Raw genomic sequence first — 22,423 nt, 5'->3', positions numbered from 1 at the left:
TAAAAGCCTCCAGTTTTCCACATTTCTTGTAAAGCGGCGGTACTTTATCAACATTTTCCACCGGGTTTTCCACATTAAAGCACACCCCGGCGGAAAAGTCCCCGGGTATAGGCGGCGTTTAGGCTTATCCCGCCCCGGAACGCCCGGAAGATTTCCCCACATTCCACAGAGTTTTCCACAGAAAAACGCAGTACCGCAAAGTCGCAGGCCAGCTCCTCCTGCATATCCCCCAGCCAAATTGGCACGCTGTTCAAAAGCTCAACACCGTATTTTCCCCGCTCCCGGCACGTGATAGGAAAGGTTTTCCCCTTGCGGTCGGTGAGACAGCCTGGGGCTTTACACCCCAGGCACCCCTTGGGAGAATTACAGAGGGGGCAGTTCCTGGTGAGCATTAAAGCCTGCCGCCCATAGGCGGTCACGCCCCGCCGGAGCCCCGCCCCAAGGCCGGCAATCTCCCGCCCGGAGAGCTCAAGGCTTACCTCGGCGCTCTCAAGGCCCAGGCTTTCAAAGGCCATAAGGGCGGGGGTGTTGGCGACGTTCAGGGAGAAGCTCCCATGGGCTGTGACGCCCAGCTCCCGGCAGAGCTCAAGGGCCCCCAGGTTCCCGCAGAGGTACTCTGTGAAGCCCTGATCTTTACGCTGCTCCATGAGCTCGCGCAGCTCCCGCTCCCGGCCGAACATGGCCCGGGGCAGGTCCAGTATGAGCCGCAGGCCCATAGCGCGTAAAGCCGAGAGCTTTTCGGGGGCGGTCTCAAGGGGCAGGCAGACCGCCTCGCACTCCCGCATTTCCGGGCAAAACTGCCCTGGGTCCCGCAGGACGGCACGTATGGGGAGGGGGCCCTTAGGCCTTTTGAAGGGGCCGGGGGAGGGAAGGGGCGCATCAGTAAAGGGTATGGGCTTTCTACGCCCCCGGGCCTCCAGCAGGGCCTCAAGGGCCTCCCGGCGCAGCCGGTTCAGCTCTGACACAGGGAGGGGCACGCCCTCCTCCGGCACGGTGACGCTGCGGGCAGTAAAGGGCGTGCCGCCGGTTTTTTGCAGCTGACTTATACAGCGCTCTTTGGGTATACTATTATATATAGGGGCGTTCTGCTGAAGTTTGCCGGCGGCAAACACAGTATGCCCGGCGCAGGAGGCCCCAAGGGTTATCTGGCCGCCCTCAAAGCTTAGAGCCAGGTCCACGGGCACGCTCTGCCGCTCCTTCCTGTAGAGCTCCCGAAGGCCGGAGAGCACCTTTTCCGTGGCGGCGGTCACGTCCTCCTTTGTCCGGGTGCCGAACATCTCCCGGCCCCGCCGGGCGTTGATATAGCCGTCCGTAAAGCCCGAGCGGGAGAACACGGCCCCAAGGGCAGAGGAGAGCTCCTCCGGCACGGGCCGGCCCTCCGCCGCCAGCCGGCAGGCCGCCGTGGCCGCCGCCACATACTCCGGGCGCTTCATGCGGCCCTCTATCTTTGCCGAGCAGACCCCGGCCTTCTGAAGCTCTCCTATACTATTTATATAGCTCAGATCTTTAAGAGACAGATCGTGCCCGGTGCCGCCCGGGGCCCCGAAGGGCAGACGGCAGGGCTGGGCGCACTGGCCCCGGTTGCCGGAGCGTCCACCCAGCAGGGCGCTGAGATAGCACTGGCCGGAGACGCACATACAAAGGGCCCCGTGGACGAAGCCCTCCAGCTCGATATCGCAGCCTTCGGATATCTCCTTTATCTCCGAAAGGCTCAGTTCTCTTGCCAGCACCGCCCTCTTTGCACCCAGCGCCTTCAGGAGCCGCACCCCTGCCGGGGTGTGCAGGCTCATCTGGGTGGAGGCGTGAACAGTAAGGCCCGGGGCCCGCTCCCTTATAAGATGCAGCAGGCCCATGTCCTGGACCAGCACCGCGTCCACCGATATGGAGCAGAGGAATTTCACAAGGTCCAGGGCCTCTGGCAGCTCACTGTCCTTTATAAGGGTGTTCACGGTCACATGGACCCGCACCCCGCGCTGATGGCAGTATCTTACCGCCTCCGAAAGCTCCTCCCGGGAGAAGTTCTGCGCCCCGGCCCTGGCCCCGAACTGGGGCCCACCCAGGTATACCGCCTGCGCCCCGGCCCGCACTGCGGCCTCAAGAGCCGGCCAGCCCCCCGCGGGGGACAGCACCTCTATGGGCTTACTCATCGGCCCGGGTCTCGAAGAAGCTGACCATGCCCTCCTGCTCCATGTCGGGCTCCTGGCGCAGGGGGTTGCCACGGCGGCGTTTTACCGGGGACTTTGGTGCGGCGGGCTTTGACTCAGGCTCCTTGCCCGCCTGGGCCAAGCGCTCCTCCAGAGCGGCCAGTCTGCTGGTAAGCTCCCGGTTCTGGGCCTCCAGATCACCCTCCCTCCGGGAGGGCCCAGAGGCGGCAATAGCGCTCTGGCGCAGGGCGGCGTTCTCGTCCTCCAGGGCCAGGGCCCGGGTCTCGAACTCCTTCAGGCGCTGGATATGCTCCTCAAGGCGGGTGTTCTCCGTCTCCAGCCGGCTGGCCTTTTCAGAGAGGCGCGCGGCCTTCTCGGCCAGCTGCGCGTCCTTCTGGGTGTCCACGGCGGATTTTAGGAGTTCCACCTTCTCCTCCTGCCATAGCTCCGCCTCCACCTCCAGCTCTTCACACCGTTCCCGAAGCTTCGCCGCCAGCTCCGCGTTTTTGTGGCAGTCGTCGCAGATGCTCAGAGCGGCCGTAAGGGCGGCGGCCTCCCTGGTGATAAAGGGGGAGGCGTCCATGACCTGCTTCATCAGGTCGCCCACCTCGTCGGCCAGGGTCTGCATATATTCCTCGCTCTCGCCTGTGATAAGCCCGCAGACCACGCCGTTTATATTCAGACGGACCCGTCGTTTATCCATAAAAGAATCAAATCCTTTCCCCAAGATATATTGGCTATATTTATATTATAGAGCAAAACTAAGCGGGAGAAAAGGGCTTTTTGACAAAAATTTTCTTTCTCTGCGCCCAAATTCCATATTGCGGTTGCATTTTCCGCTAATTTAGTGTATAATCCATATATTACACTTGAGCAGCAAGGCAAGAGGACCTTCCTTTCCCACATATTATACATAATACATATATATTTTATAAGATGGAGGAATGTTGTAATGAATTACTCTTTATCGGTCTTACAGATCAAGGAGGCCATACGGGATAAGCTGTCCCACACCTTTGGCGTATCGCTTCAGAACGCCACCAATGAGGAATATTATAAAGCCGTGGCCTTGATAGTCCGGGAGCTGATGGCCAAGGGCCGCGCGGAGTTCCAGCAGAACGCCGTGCGTACGGAGACAAAGCGTATCTATTATCTGTGCATGGAATTTTTGCTTGGGCGCTCGCTGAAGAATAACCTTTATAACCTGGGCCTTGAGGACAATATGCGTGAGGCCCTCTCGGAGTTTGGTATAAAGCTCGACCACCTGTACGACCAGGAGCCTGACGCGGGCCTTGGAAACGGCGGTCTGGGCCGGCTTGCCGCCTGCTTTCTGGACGGCCTTGCCACCCAGGGGTACCCGGCCATGGGCTATTCCCTTCGGTATGAGTACGGCCTTTTCAAGCAGAAGCTGGTGGACGGCTGGCAGACGGAGCTGCCGGATTTCTGGCTGCCGGGCGGGGCTGTCTGGATGCAGGCCGTGCCTGACAACTCCGTAGAGGTGCACTTTGACGGGCATATCGAGGAGAAGTGGAACGACCAGTACCACTCTGTAAAGCATAAGGACTATACCACCGTCACGGCCGTGCCCTATGATCTGTACGTTTCCGGCAAGGACGGACGGGGAATAAGCCTTCTGCGGGTGTGGAAGGCGGAGAACAACGCCTTTGACATGAACCTCTTTGGGGGCGGCAACTATATGCGCGCCATGGAGCAGCAGACCATGGCCGAGGTGATAACCAAGGTCCTCTACCCCGAGGACGACCACGCCGAGGGGAAGCTGCTGCGCCTGACCCAGCAGTATTTCCTGGTGTCGGCCTCGGTGCAGGATATAATAAGAAGGCACCTCTTTGCCCACAGCAACCTGGACGACCTGCCGAAGCTGGTGGCAATACACCTTAACGATACCCACCCGGTCCTGGCCATACCTGAGATGATGCGGGTCATGCTGGACGAGTGCGGCTATGACTGGGAGTCGGCCTGGGGGATAGTAAAGGAGACTGTGGCCTATACCAACCACACCGTCATGAGCGAGGCCCTGGAGACCTGGAAGTGCGACCTTGTGAAGATGCGCCTGCCCCGTATTTACCAGATAATCGAGGAGATAAACCGCCGGTTCTGGGAGGAGATGAAGTATAAGGGTGTGGACTACGGCAAGATCGCCCGCATGGCGCCAATAAGCGACGGCTTTGTGAGAATGGCGAACCTGGCCGTTATCGGCTCCCACAGCGTAAACGGCGTGTCCGCCCTGCACAGCGATATACTAAAGGAGGACCTGTTCCACGACTTCTACGTGGAGGAGCCCGCAAAGTTCACCAACGTCACCAACGGCATAGCCCACCGCCGGTGGCTCTGCCAGTCCAACCCGAAGCTGTCCGGGCTTATCACCGAGCTTATTGGGACGGACTATATATACGACGCGGATAAGCTCTCCGACCTTTTAAAGTATCAGGACGACAGCTCTGTGCTGGAGCGCCTTGAGAGGATAAAGCACGAGAATAAGGAGCGGCTTGCGGAGCACCTGAAGCGCACCCAGGGTCTGGTGGTGGACCCGGACTCCATCTTCGACGTGCAGGTGAAGCGCCTGCACGAGTATAAGCGCCAGCACATGAACGCCCTGTCCATACTTGCCACATATCAGTGGCTTCTTGACAACCCCAACGCGGACTTTGCCCCCCGCACCTGGTTCTTCGGGGCCAAGGCCGCGCCCGGGTACTATTTCGCCAAACAGATCATACAGTTTATCAGCGCCCTTGCGGACACGATAAATAACGACCAGCGGGTAAACAGCAAGATGAAGGTGGTTTTCGTTGAGAACTATTGCGTCACCTGGGCCGAGACCCTTATACCCGCCGCCGAGATAAGCGAGCAGATCTCCCTTGCGGGCACAGAGGCCTCAGGCACCAGCAATATGAAGTTCATGATAAACGGCGCCGTTACCCTTGGCACCCTGGACGGGGCCAACGTGGAGATACACGAGACCGTGGGGGACGAGAATATCCTGCTCTTCGGCATGACCGCCAGCCAGGTGGAGGAGGTCAAGCGCTCGGGATATAATCCAATGCAGCACTATCAGCACGACCAGCAGATCCGCCGGGCCCTGGACGCTCTGAACCAGGGCATAAAGGGCAAGAACTTCCATGATATCTACCGGGCCATAATCCAGCAGGACCGCTATATGGCCTTGGCGGACTTCCAGTCCTATAGGGCGGCCCAGGACCGGGCCGTGGCTTTGTACCACGACAAGAGGCTTTGGAACCGTATGTCCCTTATAAATATAGCCGGGGCCGGGCGGTTTGCCGCCGACCGGGCCATCCGGGACTACGCCGGGAACATCTGGCACGGCTCTCCGGTGCCGCCGGAGAAGAATTTGGCGGCGAAGATGAGCCTTTAAAATCTCACGGGAAAAATTCACACAACAGGGGAGGGGACTTGTGCCCCTCCCGGCTTATATGCGTGCGCGGCCAAACGGGCTGCCTTTAGGAGGAGTTAAGATGCTGTTCAATTCACGGGATCCGCAGTACCGCTTTCCCACCGGCGCGGTGGAGGCCGGAGGGGTCATACATTTTAGGGTGACCCTGCCAAGGGAGCTGTCCTGCTCCGCCGCTCGGCTCATAGTGGAGCCGGAAAACGAACCTGCCATACTCTGTGATATGTTCTGGTGCGGCATGAACGGAGAGGATAGGGAGTGGTGGGAGTGCGACTTTACCCCGGACCATAAGGGGCTGTACTTCTACCTGTTCGAGGCCAGCACCTGCCGGGGAGTGCAGAGACTCTCCAGAGGGGATCACGGTAAGGCCATCTTCGGCGGCACATACCGCTGGCAGCTGACGGTGTATCAGCAGGGCTTTAAGACCCCGGACTGGCTTGAGGGGGGCGTGATGTACCAGATATTCCCCGACAGGTTCTATAAGGCCGGGGGGGACAAGGGGGAGCTGCCCGCGGGCCGGACCTATCACGAGGACTGGTATGAGCAGCCGGACTGGCGGCCCAACCACGAGGGGCGCATTACCAACACGGACTTCTACGGCGGGGACTTAAAGGGCGTTGAGGCGAAGCTCCCATACCTCAAGGAGCTGGGGGTAACCTGTATTTACTTGAACCCCGTGTTCGAGAGCCACTCCAACCACCGATATGACACGGCGGACTATATGAAGATAGACCCCCTGCTGGGCACGGAGCAGGACTTTAAGGACCTGTGCCAAAGCGCCGGGGAGATGGGCATACGCGTGATGATAGACGGCGTGTTCAGCCATACCGGCAGCGACAGCGTGTACTTCAACCGGGAGGGCCGGTATGAGGGCCCGGGGGCCTATAATTCCATGGAGTCGCCCTACTATAGGTGGTACGATTTCAGAAATTGGCCAAACGAATACAACAGCTGGTGGGGCTTCGATACCCTTCCCAACGTGAACGAGACCGAGGAGAGCTATAACGAGTTTATAAATGGCGAAAACGGTATTGTGCGCAGGTGGCTTCGTACCGGGGCCTCGGGCTGGCGGCTGGACGTGGCCGACGAGCTGCCAGACCTGTTCATCGACAGGCTTTCCGAGGCGGCTAAAGCCGAGGATCCAGACGCCATGGTGCTGGGGGAGGTCTGGGAGGACGCCTCCAACAAGTCGGCCTACGGGGTGCGCAGGCGGTATCTTCTGGGGGGCCAGCTGGACAGCGTGATGAACTATCCCTTCCGGGACGCGATTTTGGGCTTTCTGCTGGGGGGCGACCCGGCGGCCTTCGGGGAGGCAGTGGAGAATATTGTGGAAAACTACCCGCGGCCCTGCCTTCGGCTTCTGATGAACCATATCGGCACCCACGACACCGAGCGGGCCATTACGGTGCTTGGGGGCGAGCCCGCAAACGGCAGGGGCCGGGAGTGGCAGAGCTCCCAAAAGCTGGACCCCAGGCAGCGAGAGGTGGGTGTGCAGCGCCTGAAGCTGGCCGCGGCGATGCAGTATATCCTGCCTGGTGTGCCCTGCATATATTACGGCGACGAGGCGGGCCTTGAGGGTTATAGGGACCCCTTTAACCGGGCCTGCTACCCCTGGGGGCGGGAGGACAAAGAGCTGCTGGATTGGTACAAAAAGCTGGGCAAAATGCGCCGTGAGCACCGGGACATACTGGCCCGGGGCGGCTGCCGGATACCGGCGGCAGAGGGTAATCTGCTGGTCATGGAGCGTTTTGTAGTGCGCGGCGCCGAGGGGGAGGACTGCGCTTTTAGAGAGAGCCTTCTGCTGATAGTCAACCGCAGTGAGCGGCCCCAGAGCATCCTATCTCTGGCGCTGGATCTGTCGAACGCAAAGCCGGTGCTGGGCGAAAATCTCGAGGGCGTGCGGGTCCTGCGTCCATATAGCTGTGCGCTGCTGAAATTCTGCAAAGAAATCAAAACTTCCCCTTGACAAACCGAGTAAAAGGCGCTATAATTGAGAAGTTGAGACAAGCGCCAGTAGCTCAGCTGGATAGAGTGTTTGGCTACGAACCAAAAGGTCGGGGGTTCGAATCCCTTCTGGCGTGCCAGGAATTTCCCTAGAAACTATGCGGTTTCTGGGGATTTTTCTTTTTCCTGGAACCCCCTAATTTCCCCCGCTGACTACTTTTTAAAAAATCGCCCCCAGCCTGACTACCGCCGGAGAGGTACCGCTCCAACTGAATGACGGAAGCGGCTGCGTCCTCCTTTTCTATGTGGGTGTATATGTTGGCGGTCATCTGGATAGTGGTATGGCCCAAGAGATACTGTGCTGTTTTCAGGTCAATGCCCACCCGGTAGAGATTGGTCGCGTAGCTGTGCCGTTACGGTATAATAAGGACAAATCGGAAAACCCATTATTACCAAGGTTGCTCAGGTGTTGTAAAGCGCGCATATGACACTAAATACAGAAACAAATAATGTATACAATACTATATGTTGTTGTTTTCTGAAAGCAAAGAAATCCATGAGCAATCTTAATCAGAGAGGATTTTCGGATTTGCCACCATTCTTTTTCCATTACAATACGCCCTTTGGTGGGGGCAGACTGGGAGGTGATAAGGAACCATTTCACATAAAGGACAAACGGGCAGCAACCCGGTAATACCGATTTTAATTCATATCAGCCGCACAGTAACTGACGGATGTTCAGCTACTGTGCGGCTTTTTTGTTTATAGATAACTCTGCCCTGGTGACGTAGATCGCCAGGGCTTTTTTCATTTAGACAGGAGGCTTTCAAAATGCCGGAAACTTTGAATCTGAATTACTACTACGGGAATGAAGCCGACCAGTACAGCTTCTACCGTATCCCCAAAATCCTATTGACCGACCGCCGCTACAAAGGCGTGTCGCTGGAAGCAAAGGTGCTGTACGGCCTGCTGCTTGACCGCATGGGGCTGTCCGCCCGCAATGGCTGGCTGGACGATAACGGGCGCGTGTTCCTCTACTTCACCCAGGAAGAAGCTATGGCCATGCTGGACTGCGGCAAGGACAAGGCGACAAAGCTGTTCCGCGAATTGGAGGGCATCGGTCTGATAGAACGGAAAAAGCAGGGCCAGGGACACCCAGCCCGGATTTGCGTCAAGAATTTCATTCTGGAGCCGGAACACTCTGCGCCGGTTCAGACTGCGGAAAACCAGCAGTCAAGACTGCTGAAAAACCGCAGTCTGCACCCCTGAAAACCAGCGGTCAAGAGTGCGGAATATCCGCCCCTAATAAAACTGATATAAATAAAACTGAAAATGGAAATCCTGCGTTTCAACAACGAGCTCCTGCGCTCCATCGACCACACCGAAGAGGAATTTATTGAGGTGCTGGCCGAGATCGACGCATATGAGCGCTTCTGCGAGGACCACCCGGACTATCCCAACAACCGGGCCGTGCTGGCCATCGAGAATATCCGGGAGAACTACAGGGAACGGCTTAAGAAACATGATTTTTTGCAGGAAGGGGGCCAGTGAGAATGGTAAAAAATATTAAGAAGCTCTGCCCGCCGGAGAGGTACGCGATAAAATGTCCGTACACCCGAAGGCCCAGCCGAGTGGTGGTGCATAACACCGGCAACGACGCGCCGGCAGAGAACGAGGTCAGTTACATGATAAACCGCGACGATGAGATATCCTTTCACTACGCGGTGGACGGCCAAAAGGCCGTGCAGGGGCTGCCCGAAAACCGCAACGCCTGGGCCAGCGGGGACGGCACCGGCAAGGGAAACATGGAGGGCATACATATTGAAATATGCTATTCTCTCAGCGGCGGCCCGCGCTTTGCGAAGGCCGAGGACAACGCCGCCCAGCTTACAGCAGATATTCTCAGGCGGTACGGCTGGGGCCTTGCCCAGGTGACGAAGCACCAGGACTATGACGGCAAATACTGCCCCCACAGGACCCTTGACCTGGGCTGGGAGCGGTTCAAAAAGATGGTGGAAAAATATTTGAAGGAGGACGATGACATGACAGCAGCAGAGGTTAAAGAGATCATCAGGAAGGAAAACCCCACCTACAACACCCTTGACGAGGTGCCCAGCTACTGGCGAGCTGACATCAAGGAACTGGTGGACAAAGGTATTATTTCTGGCACTGGCGGCGGTAAGCTGGGCCTGACCAAGAGCGACTGCAAGGCCGCTGTGCTTGCCAAGCGCATCAGGGAGAAGCTGTGATGGCCGCCCACATGAAGGAGCAGGTGGTCAAGACCAAGACCCGGCCGGACTTCTCCAAGAAGCTTATTTCGGACATACGCTGGCTTTTGTGGGCTGTTACTCTGGGCGGGCTTTTGTTGGCGGCGTACTGTATCCACAACGGATATGTGGGCTCCCTACCCTGGCTTTCGGCGATGGTGGGCCTGCCCTGGACGGCCCACGGCGTGGTGTGTTCGTTCTACCTGAACATGGCCAAGTCTGACCATAAGGAGGGCGGTATCACCTTTGAAGCCGCAAAAAACGCTGATTTTGATTATAACGGCGGGGACGCCCCCGCCATTTAGGAGGTTACTATCATGAATGAGTTTATAGCGATACTTTTGCAGGCCGTTCTGGTGGCCGCCGTGCCTGTATGCGCGGCGATAATCGGCAATGGCATTAAGGCTCTGGCCGACTACCTGGCCCAGAAGTCTGAGAGTGACGAGGCGAAAAGGTTTCTGGTGGCTGTGGCCGACGCGGTGAGTACCGCTGTCACCTATACCAGCCAGACCTATGTGGACGCGCTGAAGAAGTCCGGCGAGTTCACAAAAGAGAACCAGGAAGGGGCGCTAAAGGTTGCTATAGCCAAAGCTAAGACCCTGCTGACCGAGGAGGCTATAAAATACTTGGAAGGTGCGTATGGCAGTCTGGAGCGTTACCTGGAGGGCAGGATTGAGGCGGAAGTAAGGAATCAGAAGATGGGGGTAATTACTCTCGGTAAAATTTAAGGATATTTGAAAGCCCCGGCTTCTCTCTTTTTCGAGGGAGGGCCGGGGCTTTTTTTATTTTTGAACAACTCTTGACCTTTTGGGCATAGTATGAGATAATAAAGATATAAAAAGTGAAGGGAGACTATCAGTATATGTATACAGCTGTTGATTTATCAAAGTACATCGTAAACAAATGTGTTGCTGATGGCCATCCTATCAGCAACCTACAGCTACAGAAAATCTTATATTATATACAGGTAGAATTCTTAAAGCAAGGTAAAACTGCGTTTACGGATCAGATCGAGGCTTGGCAGTTTGGGCCTGTAGTTCCCAATGCGTACTACTATTTCTGCGGCTTTGGGGCCATGCGCATCACAGAGCAATATGACGGAGCAGCTCAACCGTTAGCGGAAGATATAGATAGCATTGATAACATTGTCCAGGAAAAGTCCACTATGAACCCCTGGCAGGTCGTTGCTGACACTCATAGGCCCGGCGGAGCTTGGGAAAGTATCTATCGAGACGGCGAAGGGAATCATCAGGTCATTCCGTTGGCAGTCATGAGAAAGCTGGGTTAATGGATAAAATGAACGAAGAAACGCAACGACAGACATTTAGAGAGATCTTGTTCTTGCTGGCTTGTCCTAAGGCGAATTTGGCAGATGAGAACTTTCGTACCGATATCTATAAGCAATTAGAGTGTTTGTACATTCCAAAAGAAGGACAGCCTGCTTTTCGACATTTCTATTCCGACATTTTTACTGTGCTCACCATGCTTCAGCGAGGGGATAAACCTGGAACGATAGATACCCTTGGAGAAAACCTTTTCCTTCTTCGCGATATGTACCGCGAAGAAAAGCCTGATACAAAAGACTGCGACATAAGCGATCCACTTCGTAAGCTCTATGACCATGTTAGCTTAGACATTGCCAGAATCAACTATTCAGACCGTGCGGATCGGGAACTGTCCGGCAAAGAGGCGATTTCTGATATTGCGGCAAAAGTGGATAGATTAAATAGTGAGATGGAAAGCGCACATGATGAACAGGAGAATTTGAATTCTGACATCTCTAGTATGAAGGAACGCCTGGACGATGCCAAGAGACTTTCTGACGAGTTTATATCTATCCAGCAGGAAACGAATATATTAAAAGAAAAGTTATCAGATGCACAAAAAGAATACATCTCTATTCTAGGTATATTTGCCGCTGTTGTTTTAGCTTTTGTGGGCGGCAGCATGTTTTCCTCGTCTGTCCTCGAAAGCATGAGTAGCACGAACATTTACCGCATGATTTTTGTTGTAGATTTTTTGGCGTTTGTAGTGGTAAGTCTGGTTTATCTTTTGGTCTCCTTCATTATGGCGATCAATGGAACGCCTAAAACAAAACCAGTCACACGCGCAAAAATCATGCGCTGGTGGAGGAAGAAACGAGGAAAAGCCGAAACAGAAAAGGTTAAAAAATTCTTTCCGATCACAACTATTTACTTAGTCTGTCTTCTGGTGGCCATACTGGACATTGTCGCTTGGGCGGTCGATTTGCGCGGCCTGGTAGACTACTTGACCAGATCCCTACCCTGGCTTAACTAAAGTTAAGCAAAAAGCCCAGGCTTCTCTCTCTTTTTTGAGGGAGGACCGGGGCTTTTTTGTTTTCCGCATTATGCCAGCCGAGCCTCCTCTACATAGACCCTGGCGGCGCTCGGGGTATCGAACCAGTCTAGGTAGATATCTTTCATCCTGGTGCTCTTGAACGTGTTCCCGGGCCTGCTAGAGGCCTCTACGATGTCCACGATGTTGGAACCCCCCGGCTCCCGTCATCGAAAGAAGTGCATACGCAGTAATACGTTTTACCGACTGGGCGCTGGAGCAAAGCCTCTGGCCCTCCTGGGTGACGGAGTTCCTATAGGACTGGCTGCGTATCCATAAATTAGAGTACGCCGGAGACGGCAGGCAGCCCTTTGGCAGGAGCTCCAAAATGTCCACGACATCACCCAGGCAATTATGCTGCTCAAGCGCTGCTGCGGATTTTTGTCCAGGCTTTCATACCGCCCGGAGATACGTAAGACAGTGGAGATGATCCTGGAGGATTACTTTTAGTGGACGGTATGCGCCCCGACGCCATGAAGGACATCTCGGAGGCCAAAGCCATGATGGACCGCTCTGCCTTTACTCTCTGTGCCCGGACGGTCATGCCCTCGGTAACGCTTCCCTGCCATATGTAGCTGTTCCACAGCGTGGAGCCCCAGCGTCACGGCATCACCACCAACACCTACGTCCCCCAGGTGCGGCCAGTGAAGGGGCTGTGCGAGGTACTGTCGGCGGCGGGCAGACGGTGCGCCTTCTTCTACAACTGGGAGCAGCTGCGGGACCTGTCCCGGCCGGACTCTTTGGCCTTTTCCTATTTCTGCCAGGGCGCGGATTTTGGCTATGAGGAGAGCAACAACATGGTGGCGAAGGCCGCGGCTGAGTTTTTGAAAGAGCCTCCGATGGAGTTCGCCTTTGTCTATCTGGGCAATGTGGATGCGGTGGGTCACAAATACGGCTGGATGAGTGCGGAGTACATGGACGCAGTAGAGAAAAGCTGGAAAAATATAGCGGATCTGACCGCCGCCCTCCCCGAGTATACAACGATAGTCACCGCCGACCATGGCGGGCATGAGCGCTCCCACGGCTGCGATACGCCCGAGGACATGACAATTCCACTGCTCATTCAAGGAGAGGGCTTTGCCCCCGGGACACAGCTGGGCAGCGCAAGTATTTTGGACATCGCCCCCACCATAACCAAGCTGCTGGGCGTTCCGGCGGACAGGGAGTGGGAGGGGAAAAGCCTGATTGATAGTTAATGCTGTTCAAAAGAGGTATTCCTCTTTTGAACCAGGCGGCAAAGCCGCCTAGCTTTGAAATCGGTATTTACCGATTTCAAAGTGCATTTACTATAACAGGCCGAACAAGCGGCGGGGGGCCAGACACTATGAAAGAGAAACGGTCAGTTACATACACGATCCTGCTCCTATCTTCAGTTTATTTCGTCAGCTATCTGACACGCAACAGCTATAACGTGGTGATAGCCCAGCTGGTGCGGGAAACCGGCCTGGGGCAGTCCACCCTGGCCCTGAGCGCCACCGGCAGTCTGGTGGCCTACGGCGCGGGGCAGCTTTTGAGCGGCTGCTTCGGCGACCGGCTCCAGCCGAAGGGGCTGCTCATCATGGGCCTCGGGGTCACGTCCGTGATGAACCTGCTGATGGCCTTCTGCCGCCAGCCCGCGCTGATGCTGGGAAACTGGTGCGTAAACGGCCTTGCCCAGGCATTTTTGTGGCCTCCGCTGGTGCGGCTGATGTCGGAGCTTTTCTCCGGCGAGCTGTACGAGAAGGCGGTGATCGGGGCGTGGCCGGTCATAGCGGTCCTGGGGGCAGCAGTGTGCTTGGCGTGTGTCAGGCCGTGGAGAAGGTTTGAATGAAACATTTTATAGTTACCCGTATGGCCTACGGTACGCTGCCTGTGGCCCTCGAAGTATACGGGGCACTCCGTGAAAAACTCGCCCGGCAGTCCGAGTGGGCGGTAGTGCCCGGCGAGCTCTGCAAATATGCCGAGGTCCAGCCCGAACCCAGCCGGACAGCCCCTATGAAACCGAGCTGGCCCAGGGCCGCCGCGGGAGCGTATGAATGATTATACAATTAGCGAGAGGAAAGAGATTGTTGCGCCATTGCGCACAAATATGGCGTAGAGCGGATCTTCCTGTTTGGCTCTCGTGCAAGGGGATTTGCTTTAGGCGGTTTGTATGAGGACTTATCCGAGGCGTTTCACGTAAATTTGGATCTGCTCACCACCGGCAGCCTGGACGAGGATGTCCTCCAGAAAACCAGACAGGAGGAGGTGCTGCTCTATGACCAGCAGGGAATGTGAAATCGGGAAATAAACGAAACTGTTGCCAGATTTGGGGATTCTCTTGCATTGCTACAGGCAGACTTGGATTACAGGAATGGACTGCCTGTTTGACAGCATTGGCAGAGGGGGAATTCGTGGGGGCAAATCAATAAAAAAACCCCCGGAATCTCTCCGGGGGCCTATCATATTGCGTTACCATCCAAGCGCATCTTTGGTTGCTTTGAAACCAATCTTGCAGTTCGTACACATATTACTGCGATTGATACTTCGTTTATTGCTGTTACCGGTGTAGGTCTTATGGCAACTGGGGCAGGTGACTGTAGTGACCCCGGGCATACTGTGGCTGTCCACATTGGCGCGCAGCTTATTCTTACGGAGCTTGGAGCCTATCTGGAGCATACCTATACCATATATAAGAAGGGCGCCGATGCTACTAAACTGCGGGAATAATCCGTAGATATCCATCTGCAGGAGAAAGATATCCCGGTAAAGCGTCAACCCAAAGTCTATAAGTAAGGCCGACCCCATAATAAAACACAAGAGTCTGATAGTATTAGTAGCCGGTTTATCTTTTGCTATGTGCAGGAAAAGCAGCACCAGCAGGATAATAGGTATCACGGTGGTGGCTACATTTACAAGGAACTGTAGAATACCAAATAAACCCGCCGCTTAAAAAGGAACTGGTGAAGAGGCCCAATACCCGGCGATAGTTTACCACAATATGCGCTGCCAGCAGTAGCACGGACAGGGGAATAACTTTCTTTTTCACAGTAGGGTTTTCGCTCCATTGCTTACTGCAAATTTCCCTATACTGGCCCCCTCTTTGCCCGGGGCGGAAAGGGGACGTTCAGCCTCCGCCCGCTGGAACGTGAACTCCTCCAAGGCTTTCCTCCCGGGTGGACACCTAGGGCGTGGTGCTGCGTGAGGATATGCCACGGCTGTTCGGGGAGAAGGTCGACCAGCTGAATGTGACCGCCACCATCAATCTGACCTATACCGGCGGCAATCGGGACGTAATATGCAGGCCCTTGCTGAAAAAAGTACCGGGGCCTCCTCCGGGTCCGTGCTGGAAAAGACAAAGCGACGGAATTTGAAAATGAAATGGCCGCATAGGCTATATTTAATACAGGGCACCGGCCAAACGCAGACGCTCCTTGTCCCATTTCTCTCTTGCATTCCCGCCGCGAAAGTGCTACAATTAGGCTGACAAAATAAATCATTTTATGAAATGAAACGATAGCGCACCATAAAGAAATCCCTTCGCCTGATGGCTATCCTCTTAGCCCTCATCACCGTCCTGTCCGTCCTCCCTATGTCCGCGCTCGCGGCAAACTCCAGCTTCACCGATGTGCCCGAGAACGCCTGGTTCTACAAGCCCGTCACCTACATGGCCGAGAACGGCTACATGTCCGGCACCAGCGGCAGTAAGTTCAGCCCCCACCAGACCACTACCCGCGCCATGTTCGTCACGGTCCTGGGCCGCGGAGAACAAGCTTGTCAACGGCCTTGGCGACAACAAATTCGGCCCCAACAACTACGTCACCCGCGAACAGGCCGCCCTTATTCTGTTCAACTATCTCAAGAGGGACTACACGCTGACGGCAAGCGACGAGCTCCTGAACAAGGCCCCTGGCAAGGCCAGCGTCAGCTCCTGGGCCCTCGAGGCTATGAAGTGGGCCACCAGCGCGGCCCTGATGCGCGGTGACGGGGGCGGCGCCCTGCGTCCCAGATACTCCGCCACCCGCGCCAAGATTGCTACCATTTTCAAGCGCTTTATCGAGATTAAAGACGACCTGGAGGCCAATAAGCCCGATGGACCCTTGGGCTGCGACCATGTGTGGGAGACGACGGAGACTAAGCGGGTTAACGTTTTTTCTGAAGAGAACGTAGAAACCTGGGTTCTTATGAAGGATATGAATCCCATGTCAACCTGCAATGGTTGCGGGATGGATACCTATCAATGGTGTGTCGACAATCGTGATAACTATAAAACTGTAGCTGACGCAACTACCGCGCTCAGCTTTCTTGCCGATGAAACAGGTTGTCCGGCTGGTCATGTTGCACTGAATAACTTTCACGATCTTGACCAAGTCATACCCATCATTGAAACAAAAACTTATGCCGCTGAACTGCCCGTCAGAAAAAAATGCACCCTTTGTGGTACTACTAAACATTGGTCCATCGAGGACATTTCCAACAGAAACATCTGGATAGAACACACCAAGGAAGTTGTTGTTTGTGAGGCATGGGATGAGGAACTTTATATTAAAGAAGACAGCTACAAATATGATGAAAACAACCATGAGATATTCGTTCCTGCTGGCTCTCTGATTGATACTATCCATCATCCTCGTTATATCAACAATGAAGTTGAATACCTTGAAAATATTAACACTGGCGAGAAAATCTATGTCGAAGTGTCTAGTTGTAAACATCCAAAATTTGACCGCAATTATAATGACGAAAGAGGAAATTGTTGCGTTGAATGTAATGCTCGTGTTTTATCAATTAACGAACTTTTTCAATAACTTATAATATTCATGATATATACCGTCCTTTCAAAAACACCCCATCTCAGAAATGTGATGGGGTGCTTTTTTCACTTTCATGTCCGTATGTTGGGGGGCATAATGAAGCTCTCTTTTTTCCCGTTTCTAATGTCTGTCCTTTGCGGCACTATTTTATAGATTCGCCAAATTCTCCATCTGCTTTTGCAGTTCGTCCACAATCTCCTCATTTGTGGACATTCCCCGGGCAATCCCAGTCATATCCTCAACCAGGTTTTGGGTCTGTCCTGCCGCGCTATGCACGCCCTCCGCTGCGCCGCCGATGGCGTCGGAAATATTGGCGATGGAGCCGGCTACCTCCTCCATCGCCTCCCGCAGACGCTCTACCCGGCTATTGAAGGCTTCAATACTTCCCTCTACATAAATTGCATCGTCGCGGTACTGCTTGCCAGACTCCGCCGAACGCTGGAACTGCTCAAGCACTTCATGGCCCAAATACTCAAGCAGCTCCCGGGCGCTGCTTGAAAGATAATCCACCGCCCCGGTGACTACGCCGTTCACCCGCTGGATGTGTCCAGCGGTTTCCGCACAGGAATCAGCCAGGGTGCGTATCTCCCGGGCTACCATGGCAAAGCCCTTGCCGGCCTCTCCCGCCCGGGCCGCTTCAATGGACGCATTGACTGCAATCAGGTCTGTTGATGAGGAAATAGAGAGAATGTCTTCGGTTAAGCTGCTGATTTCCTCAACGCTTTTGCTCTTTTCGATAGCCGTGCCCAACTGGGATATGATTTCCTCTGTCCGCGCTCTAACCGATTCCATATTGTTGCGGGCGGTTTCCTCCACCTTCTCGGCCCTCCCCCGCATTTCCACCGAATATGCTGTGATTTCGGCACACTCCTCTGCCATGTCCTGGGCATCCGCTCGGGTTCCGGCGGCGCTTCCGCTGATAGCTCCGGTGCTTCCGGAGACCTCCTCCAGAGCGGCGGAGAGCTGAGAGGTCAGGCTGGAAAGCGCCTGCACACTGTCGCTGGAGCTATGTATGCGGTCATGTACCTGCCCCACCACTCCGCCCAGCCGCTGGGAGCTGTTCTGCAGTGTTCCTATAGCCTGACGGATTGGGGCAATAACATATTTCTTTACGATGCGGAAGGCAGCCACCACCAAGATGATACCCGCCGTCAGGGTGCAGGCGCTGATTATCAGCGAGGTAAGGTATACGATAAACAGTCTGTCCCGGGCCTCACCTGCCTGGGCGCTGGCTGATGCGTACAATTCGTCTATCCGCTTCTCTGCTGAACTGCCGTAAGACGCCACGTCTCCATTTGCCATGGCATAAGCCTCCTGGGTTTTGCTGTCAGCGCTGGCGCATACCAGCCTTACCAGGGCGTGCTTGAAGGCGTCATAGTCCTCTAAAAGCGCCTGATATGTCCCGCTCTCCTCCTCGGGGACAAAGCTTTCATAGGCCTCCAGCCTTTCGTCCAGTGCCGCCTGCTCGTCTTTGATTTCCTGCACCAGCTGGATCATAGTGGTGTGGTCCGCCGCGACGATATGCGATAGGGCCAGCCGGTGTATTCCCATCATCGACCGCCGTATCTCCTCCAGCTTGGTCTCGCTTGCCATATAGGTATCAACTATGGTGCCTGCGTTGCCATTGACATTGTTGATGCCGAATACAGCCAGTATGTTGGAAAGCAGCGCCACAAGTCCAAGCAGAACAATAGGCAGTATCAGGCGCTGCTGCAGGGTAAGCTTGCCTTTCATTAAATCCCCTCCGAGAAATATTTAGAAATATTTATAGGATATATGCTGCAGTGTAGAACTCTCTATCGTGCCGTAACTCCCTCCACCAGCTTGTCCAGCTGTTCCTGCAACGGAACTTCGGTGGGGTTTCCCTGGGCCATATTTCCGGCGAACTCGGTAACCGGGTCCCAGAATTTTCCTCCCACCCGCTGCAGCTGGGAAAACTCAGACTGGGCCAGCAGTGCTGCGATTGCCGGGGAGCCCTGCACTTCAGGGGAATTTGCCGCTTTTATGTTGGAGGGTCCCTGTCCCCGCACCGCAAAGCGGCGGGACTGCCCTCTCTCGTTGGTAATCCATTCAGCCAGCCGGGAAGCCCACTCAACCTCGGGCGAATAGGCGTTGACTCCAATCAGCTTGCACCCGGAGAAGGAGGCCATCTGGATTTGCTGCCCGGCGCAATCAAAGGTGGGCAGCTTTGCCGCGCCGGCGTTTTCTCCCCAGGCCTCCTCCACCGCCACCGCGTTCCACACGCCGCTGACACCGGCCGCCACCGAGCCCTCCTGCACCCCTGCAAGAAAATCCGTGTCCAGCCGGCTGGCAAATCCCGGGCTGGCGGCAATATCCAACATAGCCTGCGCCACGTCAACCCCGCGGATAGGCCCTTCGGTACTATTCCAGGTACAGCTGTTGGTAATACCGTCGTCGTTTATCCGCACCTCCATGCCGGTATTGCCAAAAAAGGCATACACATACCAGGCAGAGGACCAGTCCATGGTCACCACTTTCCCGGCCTTTGCCGCCGCATCTACCAGACGGTTAAAGCTCTGTACGTCCTCGTCTGTAAAATAAGCTTTATTATAATATAAAAAGTATCCGTTGTCCGCGGTAAGCGGATATGCATACAGCTTGCCGTCCACGCTTGCCGCCTCCACCGCGGCGGGCAGATTTGCGCTGCCGATGCCTGCCGTGTCCTCAGGAGGCTCCAGGGCCCCGGCTGCAGCCAGTGCCGCCAACTGGTCGTCCGCAAACGCGAACACGTCCGGCCCACCCTCCAGGTCAGCCAACAGGGCATCTTTGCAGCCAGATTCGCTCTGTGCCTGATAGGTAAACTCAAAATCAGCCTGTCCGGCATACTGTTTTTGGAAGGAGCTGAAAAGCTCTCTAAGTAATTCCTCATCTTCCTGAGCTCCCCACACTGTCAGGGCCACCGTCTCTGACGCAGGCTCAGCCTCCTGCTGCAGGGGTTCCCGGCTTGTACAGGCTGACAGCAAAAGCAGTACGCCGGCCATCAGTAAAAAGAAACTCTTTCGGACCATAAATCATCATGCCTTTCTATGACTTTTGACAGCAGCGCCAGACGGTTGCCGCAAAGCGCAGTTTTCGTATATTATACCATATTATGACTTGTCTGGCAACCCTTTTGGCGTCTTTGCCTCCAAGTGTGTATGCCGTTCCTGCGTGCAAGGTCCGCTTGGGTCCACCTCTTTTACCTGTGACTCCAAGCCCCTGACTTACAAGGACAAGTGATATGTGACACAATACGGACATGAAAGTGAAATAGAAACACCCCATCACATTTCTGAGATGGGGTGCAACTGAAAGGATAACAATTAAACGATGAATATTACTGATAGAGTTCACTGGGTGACGGCTGTAATACATCGCATTCAACACAACGAATCCTACCATCAGATGAATAGAGATCGTCGAATCGTGGATGTTTACAACTGGATACTGTAACATAAATTTTCTCGCCAGTTTTGGTATTCTCAAGGTACTCGACTTCATTGTTGACATAACGGGGAGGATGGAGGGTGTCAATTAAAGAACCAGCAGGAACAGGGATTTCATTGTAGTTCTCATCAAGTTTTGTACTATCTTCGTCAATATAAAGCTCCTCATCCCAAGCCTCATGGACAACAACTTCCTTAGTGTGTTCTATCCAGATGTTTCTGTTGGAAATGTCCTCGATGGACCAAGGTTTAGTAGTACCACAAAGGGTGCATTTTTTTCTGACGGGCAGTTCAGCGGCATAAGTTTTTGTTTCAATGATGGGTATGACTTGGTCAAGATCGTGAAAGTTATTCAGTGCAACATGACCAGCCGGACAACCTGTTTCATCGCCAAGAAAGTCGAGTGCAAGTTCTGCATCAGCTTTGGTTTCGTAATTATCACGATTATCTACATACCATTGGTAGATATTCAGGCCACAACCATTGCAGATTGTCATAGAGTTTACGTCTTTCAGAAAAACGTAGTTTTCTTCATTCTCATGCACAACAACATCAACCATCGCAGTCTCCGTCGTCTCCCACACATGGTCGCAGTCCAAGGGTCCATCGGGCTTATTGGCCTCCAGGTCGTCTTTAATCTCGATAAAGCGCTTGAAAATGGTAGCAATCTTGGCGCGGGTGGCGGAGTATCTGGGACGCAGGGCACCATTGGCATCGCCGCGCATCAGGGCCGCGCCGGTGACCCACTTCATAGCCTCGAGGGCCCGGGAGCTGATGCTGGCCTTGTCAGGGGCCTTGTTCAGGAGCTCGTCGCTTACCGTCAGCGTGTAGTCCCTCTTGAGATAGTTGAACAGGATAAGGGCGGCCTGTTCGCGGGTGACGTAGTTGTTGGGGCCGAATTTGTTGTCGCCAAGGCCGTTGACAAGCTTGTTCTCCGCGGCCCAGGACCGTGACGAGCATGGCGCGGGTAGTGGTCTGGTGGGGGCTGAACTTACTGCCGCTGGTGCCGGACATATAGCCGTTTTCGGCCATGTAGGTGATGGGCTTGTAGAACCAAGCGTTCTCGGGCACATCGGTGAAGCTGGAGTTTGCCGCGAGCGCGGACATATGAAGGACGTACAGGACGGTGATGAGGGCTAAGAGCCTGTTTAATATCTTCTGATGAGGATGGCAATGAGGGCGAAAGTAAGAATCTGAGCAGAAATAACGAGTTTACGCTCACAATTTTTCCAAAGCCTGCGGAATTTGTCCAGCCAGCCGAAAAGGCGCTCTACCACCCAACGACGCGGCAGCACAACAAATCTGTGTAATTCGTTACGCTTTACAACTTCGACCTGAGCATTGCAAATCTCCTTGACCTGATTGGCAAAGCGCTCACCAGTGTATCCTCCATCCACTAGAAATTTCTTTACACAGGAAAGACTGTCCAGGTTAACAAGGATCATCTGAATGGCCCCATCCCGGTCCGTAACATCAGCGGTCGTTACAGCTATGGCATGAGGCAGCCCCATCGTATCTACGACAACGTGGCGTTTGATTCCGGATACTTTTTTCCTGCGTCATAACCTTTTTCTTCCGCTGTGTCAGCATTCTGCACACTTTGCGCATCAACGATTCCAAAGGTGGTCTTATCCCGTCTCAGGTCTTCATTCCGTATCTGCTTGACCAGTTTGTGCAGCACCTTATCCAGAATACTGACGCCCGTTTCATCTTTTTCGGACCATACCCGGAAATAGTAGTAAACGCTTTGCCATTTGGGATAATCGCTGGGCAGCATTCGCCATTGTATTCCACCCTGCACCACATATAGCACCGCACAAAATACGTCGTACAAATCGTACTCTCTGGGGCGCGTCTTTTTCCTTGCTCCTTCTAAATCCTCTCGTATCTCTTCATACTCTTCCCGGCTGATATCGCTTGGATATTGACGCATTCGCCATCATCTCCTCCCTGTTTTCCCTTATTATCTGCTTTTCCTCCTCGTTTGTCAAAAGATTTTAAACAGGCTCTAAGAGAATAGCCATCAGGCGAAGGGATTTTTTCATGGTGTGCTATCGTTTCATTTCAT

The 22,423-nt window shown here is 54.5% G+C and carries 24 protein-coding genes, 1 tRNA gene and 3 pseudogenes; 19 read left to right on the top strand and 9 right to left on the bottom strand.

Going from position 1 to position 22,423, the window contains the following annotated elements; all coding sequences use genetic code 11:
* Positions 1–74: 74 nt before the first annotated feature.
* Both ADH66_RS14415 and zapA read right to left on the bottom strand, forming a co-directional pair.
* Complete coding sequence (locus ADH66_RS14415; RefSeq protein ID WP_066539316.1) at positions 75–2,147, bottom strand: U32 family peptidase; 2,073 nt, start codon at positions 2,145–2,147, stop codon at positions 75–77.
* Positions 2,140–2,847, bottom strand: coding sequence for a cell division protein ZapA (zapA, locus tag ADH66_RS14410; protein WP_066539318.1), 708 nt, complete (start codon positions 2,845–2,847; stop codon positions 2,140–2,142). The genes ADH66_RS14415 and zapA overlap by 8 nt, the downstream gene beginning before the upstream one ends.
* Positions 2,848–3,096: 249 nt before the next feature.
* On the opposite strand from zapA, the gene ADH66_RS14405 reads away from it, so the two are divergent.
* From ADH66_RS14405 to ADH66_RS14395, 3 genes are all read left to right on the top strand, one after another.
* On the top strand, positions 3,097–5,535 hold the full coding sequence (locus ADH66_RS14405) for a glycogen/starch/alpha-glucan phosphorylase (protein ID WP_066539320.1): 2,439 nt from the start codon (positions 3,097–3,099) through the stop codon (positions 5,533–5,535).
* Positions 5,536–5,635: 100 nt separating this feature from the next.
* The gene (locus tag ADH66_RS14400) at positions 5,636–7,537 is read left to right on the top strand and encodes a glycoside hydrolase family 13 protein (RefSeq protein WP_236757050.1); all 1,902 of its coding nucleotides are present in this window, start codon (positions 5,636–5,638) and stop codon (positions 7,535–7,537) included.
* Between the two features lie 41 nt (positions 7,538–7,578).
* Positions 7,579–7,655 (top strand) — tRNA-Arg (locus tag ADH66_RS14395).
* Between the two features lie 9 nt (positions 7,656–7,664).
* Here ADH66_RS14395 and ADH66_RS21845 read toward each other — a convergent pair.
* Positions 7,665–7,916 (bottom strand): annotated as a pseudogene (locus ADH66_RS21845) (tyrosine-type recombinase/integrase); the annotation flags it as partial.
* Positions 7,917–8,346: 430 nt separating this feature from the next.
* On the opposite strand from ADH66_RS21845, the gene ADH66_RS14385 reads away from it, so the two are divergent.
* The 7 genes from ADH66_RS14385 (at position 8,347) to ADH66_RS14360 (ending at position 12,080) form a co-directional block, all read left to right on the top strand.
* Positions 8,347–8,784: a replication initiator protein A gene (locus ADH66_RS14385; RefSeq protein ID WP_236757049.1), complete on the top strand. Its 438-nt coding sequence runs from the start codon at positions 8,347–8,349 to the stop codon at positions 8,782–8,784.
* Positions 8,785–8,847: 63 nt separating this feature from the next.
* A complete protein-coding gene (locus ADH66_RS20155) occupies positions 8,848–9,066 on the top strand; it encodes a hypothetical protein (RefSeq protein ID WP_157767219.1) in 219 nt (72 codons plus the stop codon).
* A 2-nt stretch (positions 9,067–9,068) separates the two neighbouring features.
* Complete coding sequence (locus ADH66_RS14380) at positions 9,069–9,764, top strand: peptidoglycan recognition protein family protein (protein WP_066539322.1); 696 nt, start codon at positions 9,069–9,071, stop codon at positions 9,762–9,764.
* Positions 9,764–10,087 carry a hypothetical protein gene (locus ADH66_RS14375; protein WP_066539324.1) on the top strand — a complete coding sequence of 108 codons (324 nt, stop codon included), beginning with the start codon at positions 9,764–9,766 and terminating at the stop codon, positions 10,085–10,087. The genes ADH66_RS14380 and ADH66_RS14375 overlap by 1 nt, the downstream gene beginning before the upstream one ends.
* A gap of 12 nt (positions 10,088–10,099) precedes the next feature.
* Positions 10,100–10,510, top strand: a complete 411-nt coding sequence (locus ADH66_RS14370) for a hypothetical protein (protein WP_066539326.1) — start codon at positions 10,100–10,102, stop codon at positions 10,508–10,510.
* Positions 10,511–10,644: 134 nt separating this feature from the next.
* Complete coding sequence (locus ADH66_RS14365) at positions 10,645–11,070, top strand: Panacea domain-containing protein (protein WP_066539328.1); 426 nt, start codon at positions 10,645–10,647, stop codon at positions 11,068–11,070.
* Positions 11,070–12,080, top strand: coding sequence for a hypothetical protein (locus ADH66_RS14360; protein WP_066539330.1), 1,011 nt, complete (start codon positions 11,070–11,072; stop codon positions 12,078–12,080). Before ADH66_RS14365 ends, ADH66_RS14360 begins: the two co-directional genes overlap by 1 nt.
* Before the next feature lie 68 nt (positions 12,081–12,148).
* Here ADH66_RS14360 and ADH66_RS21360 read toward each other — a convergent pair whose 3' ends face one another.
* Positions 12,149–12,280: a hypothetical protein gene (locus ADH66_RS21360; RefSeq protein ID WP_257789532.1), complete on the bottom strand. Its 132-nt coding sequence runs from the start codon at positions 12,278–12,280 to the stop codon at positions 12,149–12,151.
* Positions 12,281–12,586: 306 nt separating this feature from the next.
* On the opposite strand from ADH66_RS21360, the gene ADH66_RS21355 reads away from it, so the two are divergent.
* The 9 genes and pseudogenes from ADH66_RS21355 (at position 12,587) to ADH66_RS14320 (ending at position 16,903) form a co-directional block, all read left to right on the top strand.
* Positions 12,587–12,712 carry a hypothetical protein gene (locus ADH66_RS21355; RefSeq protein ID WP_257789531.1) on the top strand — a complete coding sequence of 42 codons (126 nt, stop codon included), beginning with the start codon at positions 12,587–12,589 and terminating at the stop codon, positions 12,710–12,712.
* A gap of 12 nt (positions 12,713–12,724) precedes the next feature.
* The gene (locus ADH66_RS14355) at positions 12,725–13,333 is read left to right on the top strand and encodes an alkaline phosphatase family protein (RefSeq protein WP_066539332.1); all 609 of its coding nucleotides are present in this window, start codon (positions 12,725–12,727) and stop codon (positions 13,331–13,333) included.
* A gap of 128 nt (positions 13,334–13,461) precedes the next feature.
* The gene (locus ADH66_RS14350; protein WP_066539334.1) at positions 13,462–13,947 is read left to right on the top strand and encodes an MFS transporter; all 486 of its coding nucleotides are present in this window, start codon (positions 13,462–13,464) and stop codon (positions 13,945–13,947) included.
* Positions 13,944–14,156 carry a hypothetical protein gene (locus tag ADH66_RS14345; protein ID WP_066539336.1) on the top strand — a complete coding sequence of 71 codons (213 nt, stop codon included), beginning with the start codon at positions 13,944–13,946 and terminating at the stop codon, positions 14,154–14,156. Before ADH66_RS14350 ends, ADH66_RS14345 begins: the two co-directional genes overlap by 4 nt.
* Before the next feature lie 108 nt (positions 14,157–14,264).
* The gene (locus tag ADH66_RS21350; RefSeq protein WP_257789530.1) at positions 14,265–14,393 is read left to right on the top strand and encodes a hypothetical protein; all 129 of its coding nucleotides are present in this window, start codon (positions 14,265–14,267) and stop codon (positions 14,391–14,393) included.
* Between the two features lie 279 nt (positions 14,394–14,672).
* Complete coding sequence (locus tag ADH66_RS20150) at positions 14,673–14,825, top strand: hypothetical protein (protein ID WP_157130675.1); 153 nt, start codon at positions 14,673–14,675, stop codon at positions 14,823–14,825.
* 461 nt (positions 14,826–15,286) lie between these two features.
* Complete coding sequence (locus ADH66_RS14330) at positions 15,287–15,469, top strand: hypothetical protein (protein WP_066539340.1); 183 nt, start codon at positions 15,287–15,289, stop codon at positions 15,467–15,469.
* A gap of 173 nt (positions 15,470–15,642) precedes the next feature.
* Positions 15,643–15,777, top strand: a pseudogene (locus ADH66_RS21840) (hypothetical protein); the annotation flags it as partial.
* On the top strand, positions 15,722–16,903 hold the full coding sequence (locus tag ADH66_RS14320; RefSeq protein ID WP_084384458.1) for an S-layer homology domain-containing protein: 1,182 nt from the start codon (positions 15,722–15,724) through the stop codon (positions 16,901–16,903). The pseudogene ADH66_RS21840 and the gene ADH66_RS14320, both read left to right, overlap by 56 nt.
* Before the next feature lie 153 nt (positions 16,904–17,056).
* Here the strand turns inward: ADH66_RS14320 and ADH66_RS14315 are convergent, their stop codons facing one another.
* From ADH66_RS14315 to ADH66_RS14300, 5 genes and pseudogenes are all read right to left on the bottom strand, one after another.
* A complete protein-coding gene (locus tag ADH66_RS14315) occupies positions 17,057–18,643 on the bottom strand; it encodes a methyl-accepting chemotaxis protein (protein ID WP_066539350.1) in 1,587 nt (528 codons plus the stop codon).
* 62 nt (positions 18,644–18,705) lie between these two features.
* Positions 18,706–19,938, bottom strand: a complete 1,233-nt coding sequence (locus ADH66_RS14310; protein ID WP_066539354.1) for an extracellular solute-binding protein — start codon at positions 19,936–19,938, stop codon at positions 18,706–18,708.
* A gap of 308 nt (positions 19,939–20,246) precedes the next feature.
* The gene (locus ADH66_RS20365; protein ID WP_084384459.1) at positions 20,247–21,428 is read right to left on the bottom strand and encodes an S-layer homology domain-containing protein; all 1,182 of its coding nucleotides are present in this window, start codon (positions 21,426–21,428) and stop codon (positions 20,247–20,249) included.
* Positions 21,412–21,462: pseudogene (locus ADH66_RS21835) on the bottom strand (hypothetical protein); the annotation flags it as partial. The pseudogene ADH66_RS21835 and the gene ADH66_RS20365, both read right to left, overlap by 17 nt.
* Before the next feature lie 41 nt (positions 21,463–21,503).
* A protein-coding gene (locus ADH66_RS14300) for an IS5 family transposase (RefSeq protein WP_088364424.1) occupies positions 21,504–22,288 on the bottom strand; the annotation gives its coding sequence in 2 pieces (ribosomal slippage) (positions 21,504–21,901 and positions 21,901–22,288; 786 coding nt in all).
* Positions 22,289–22,423: the final 135 nt, after the last annotated feature.

Origin of the sequence: Acutalibacter muris (genome assembly GCF_002201475.1) — a bacterium.
Lineage (GTDB): Bacteria > Bacillota > Clostridia > Oscillospirales > Acutalibacteraceae > Acutalibacter > Acutalibacter muris.
This window is presented reverse-complemented; position numbering and strand designations above follow the sequence as displayed.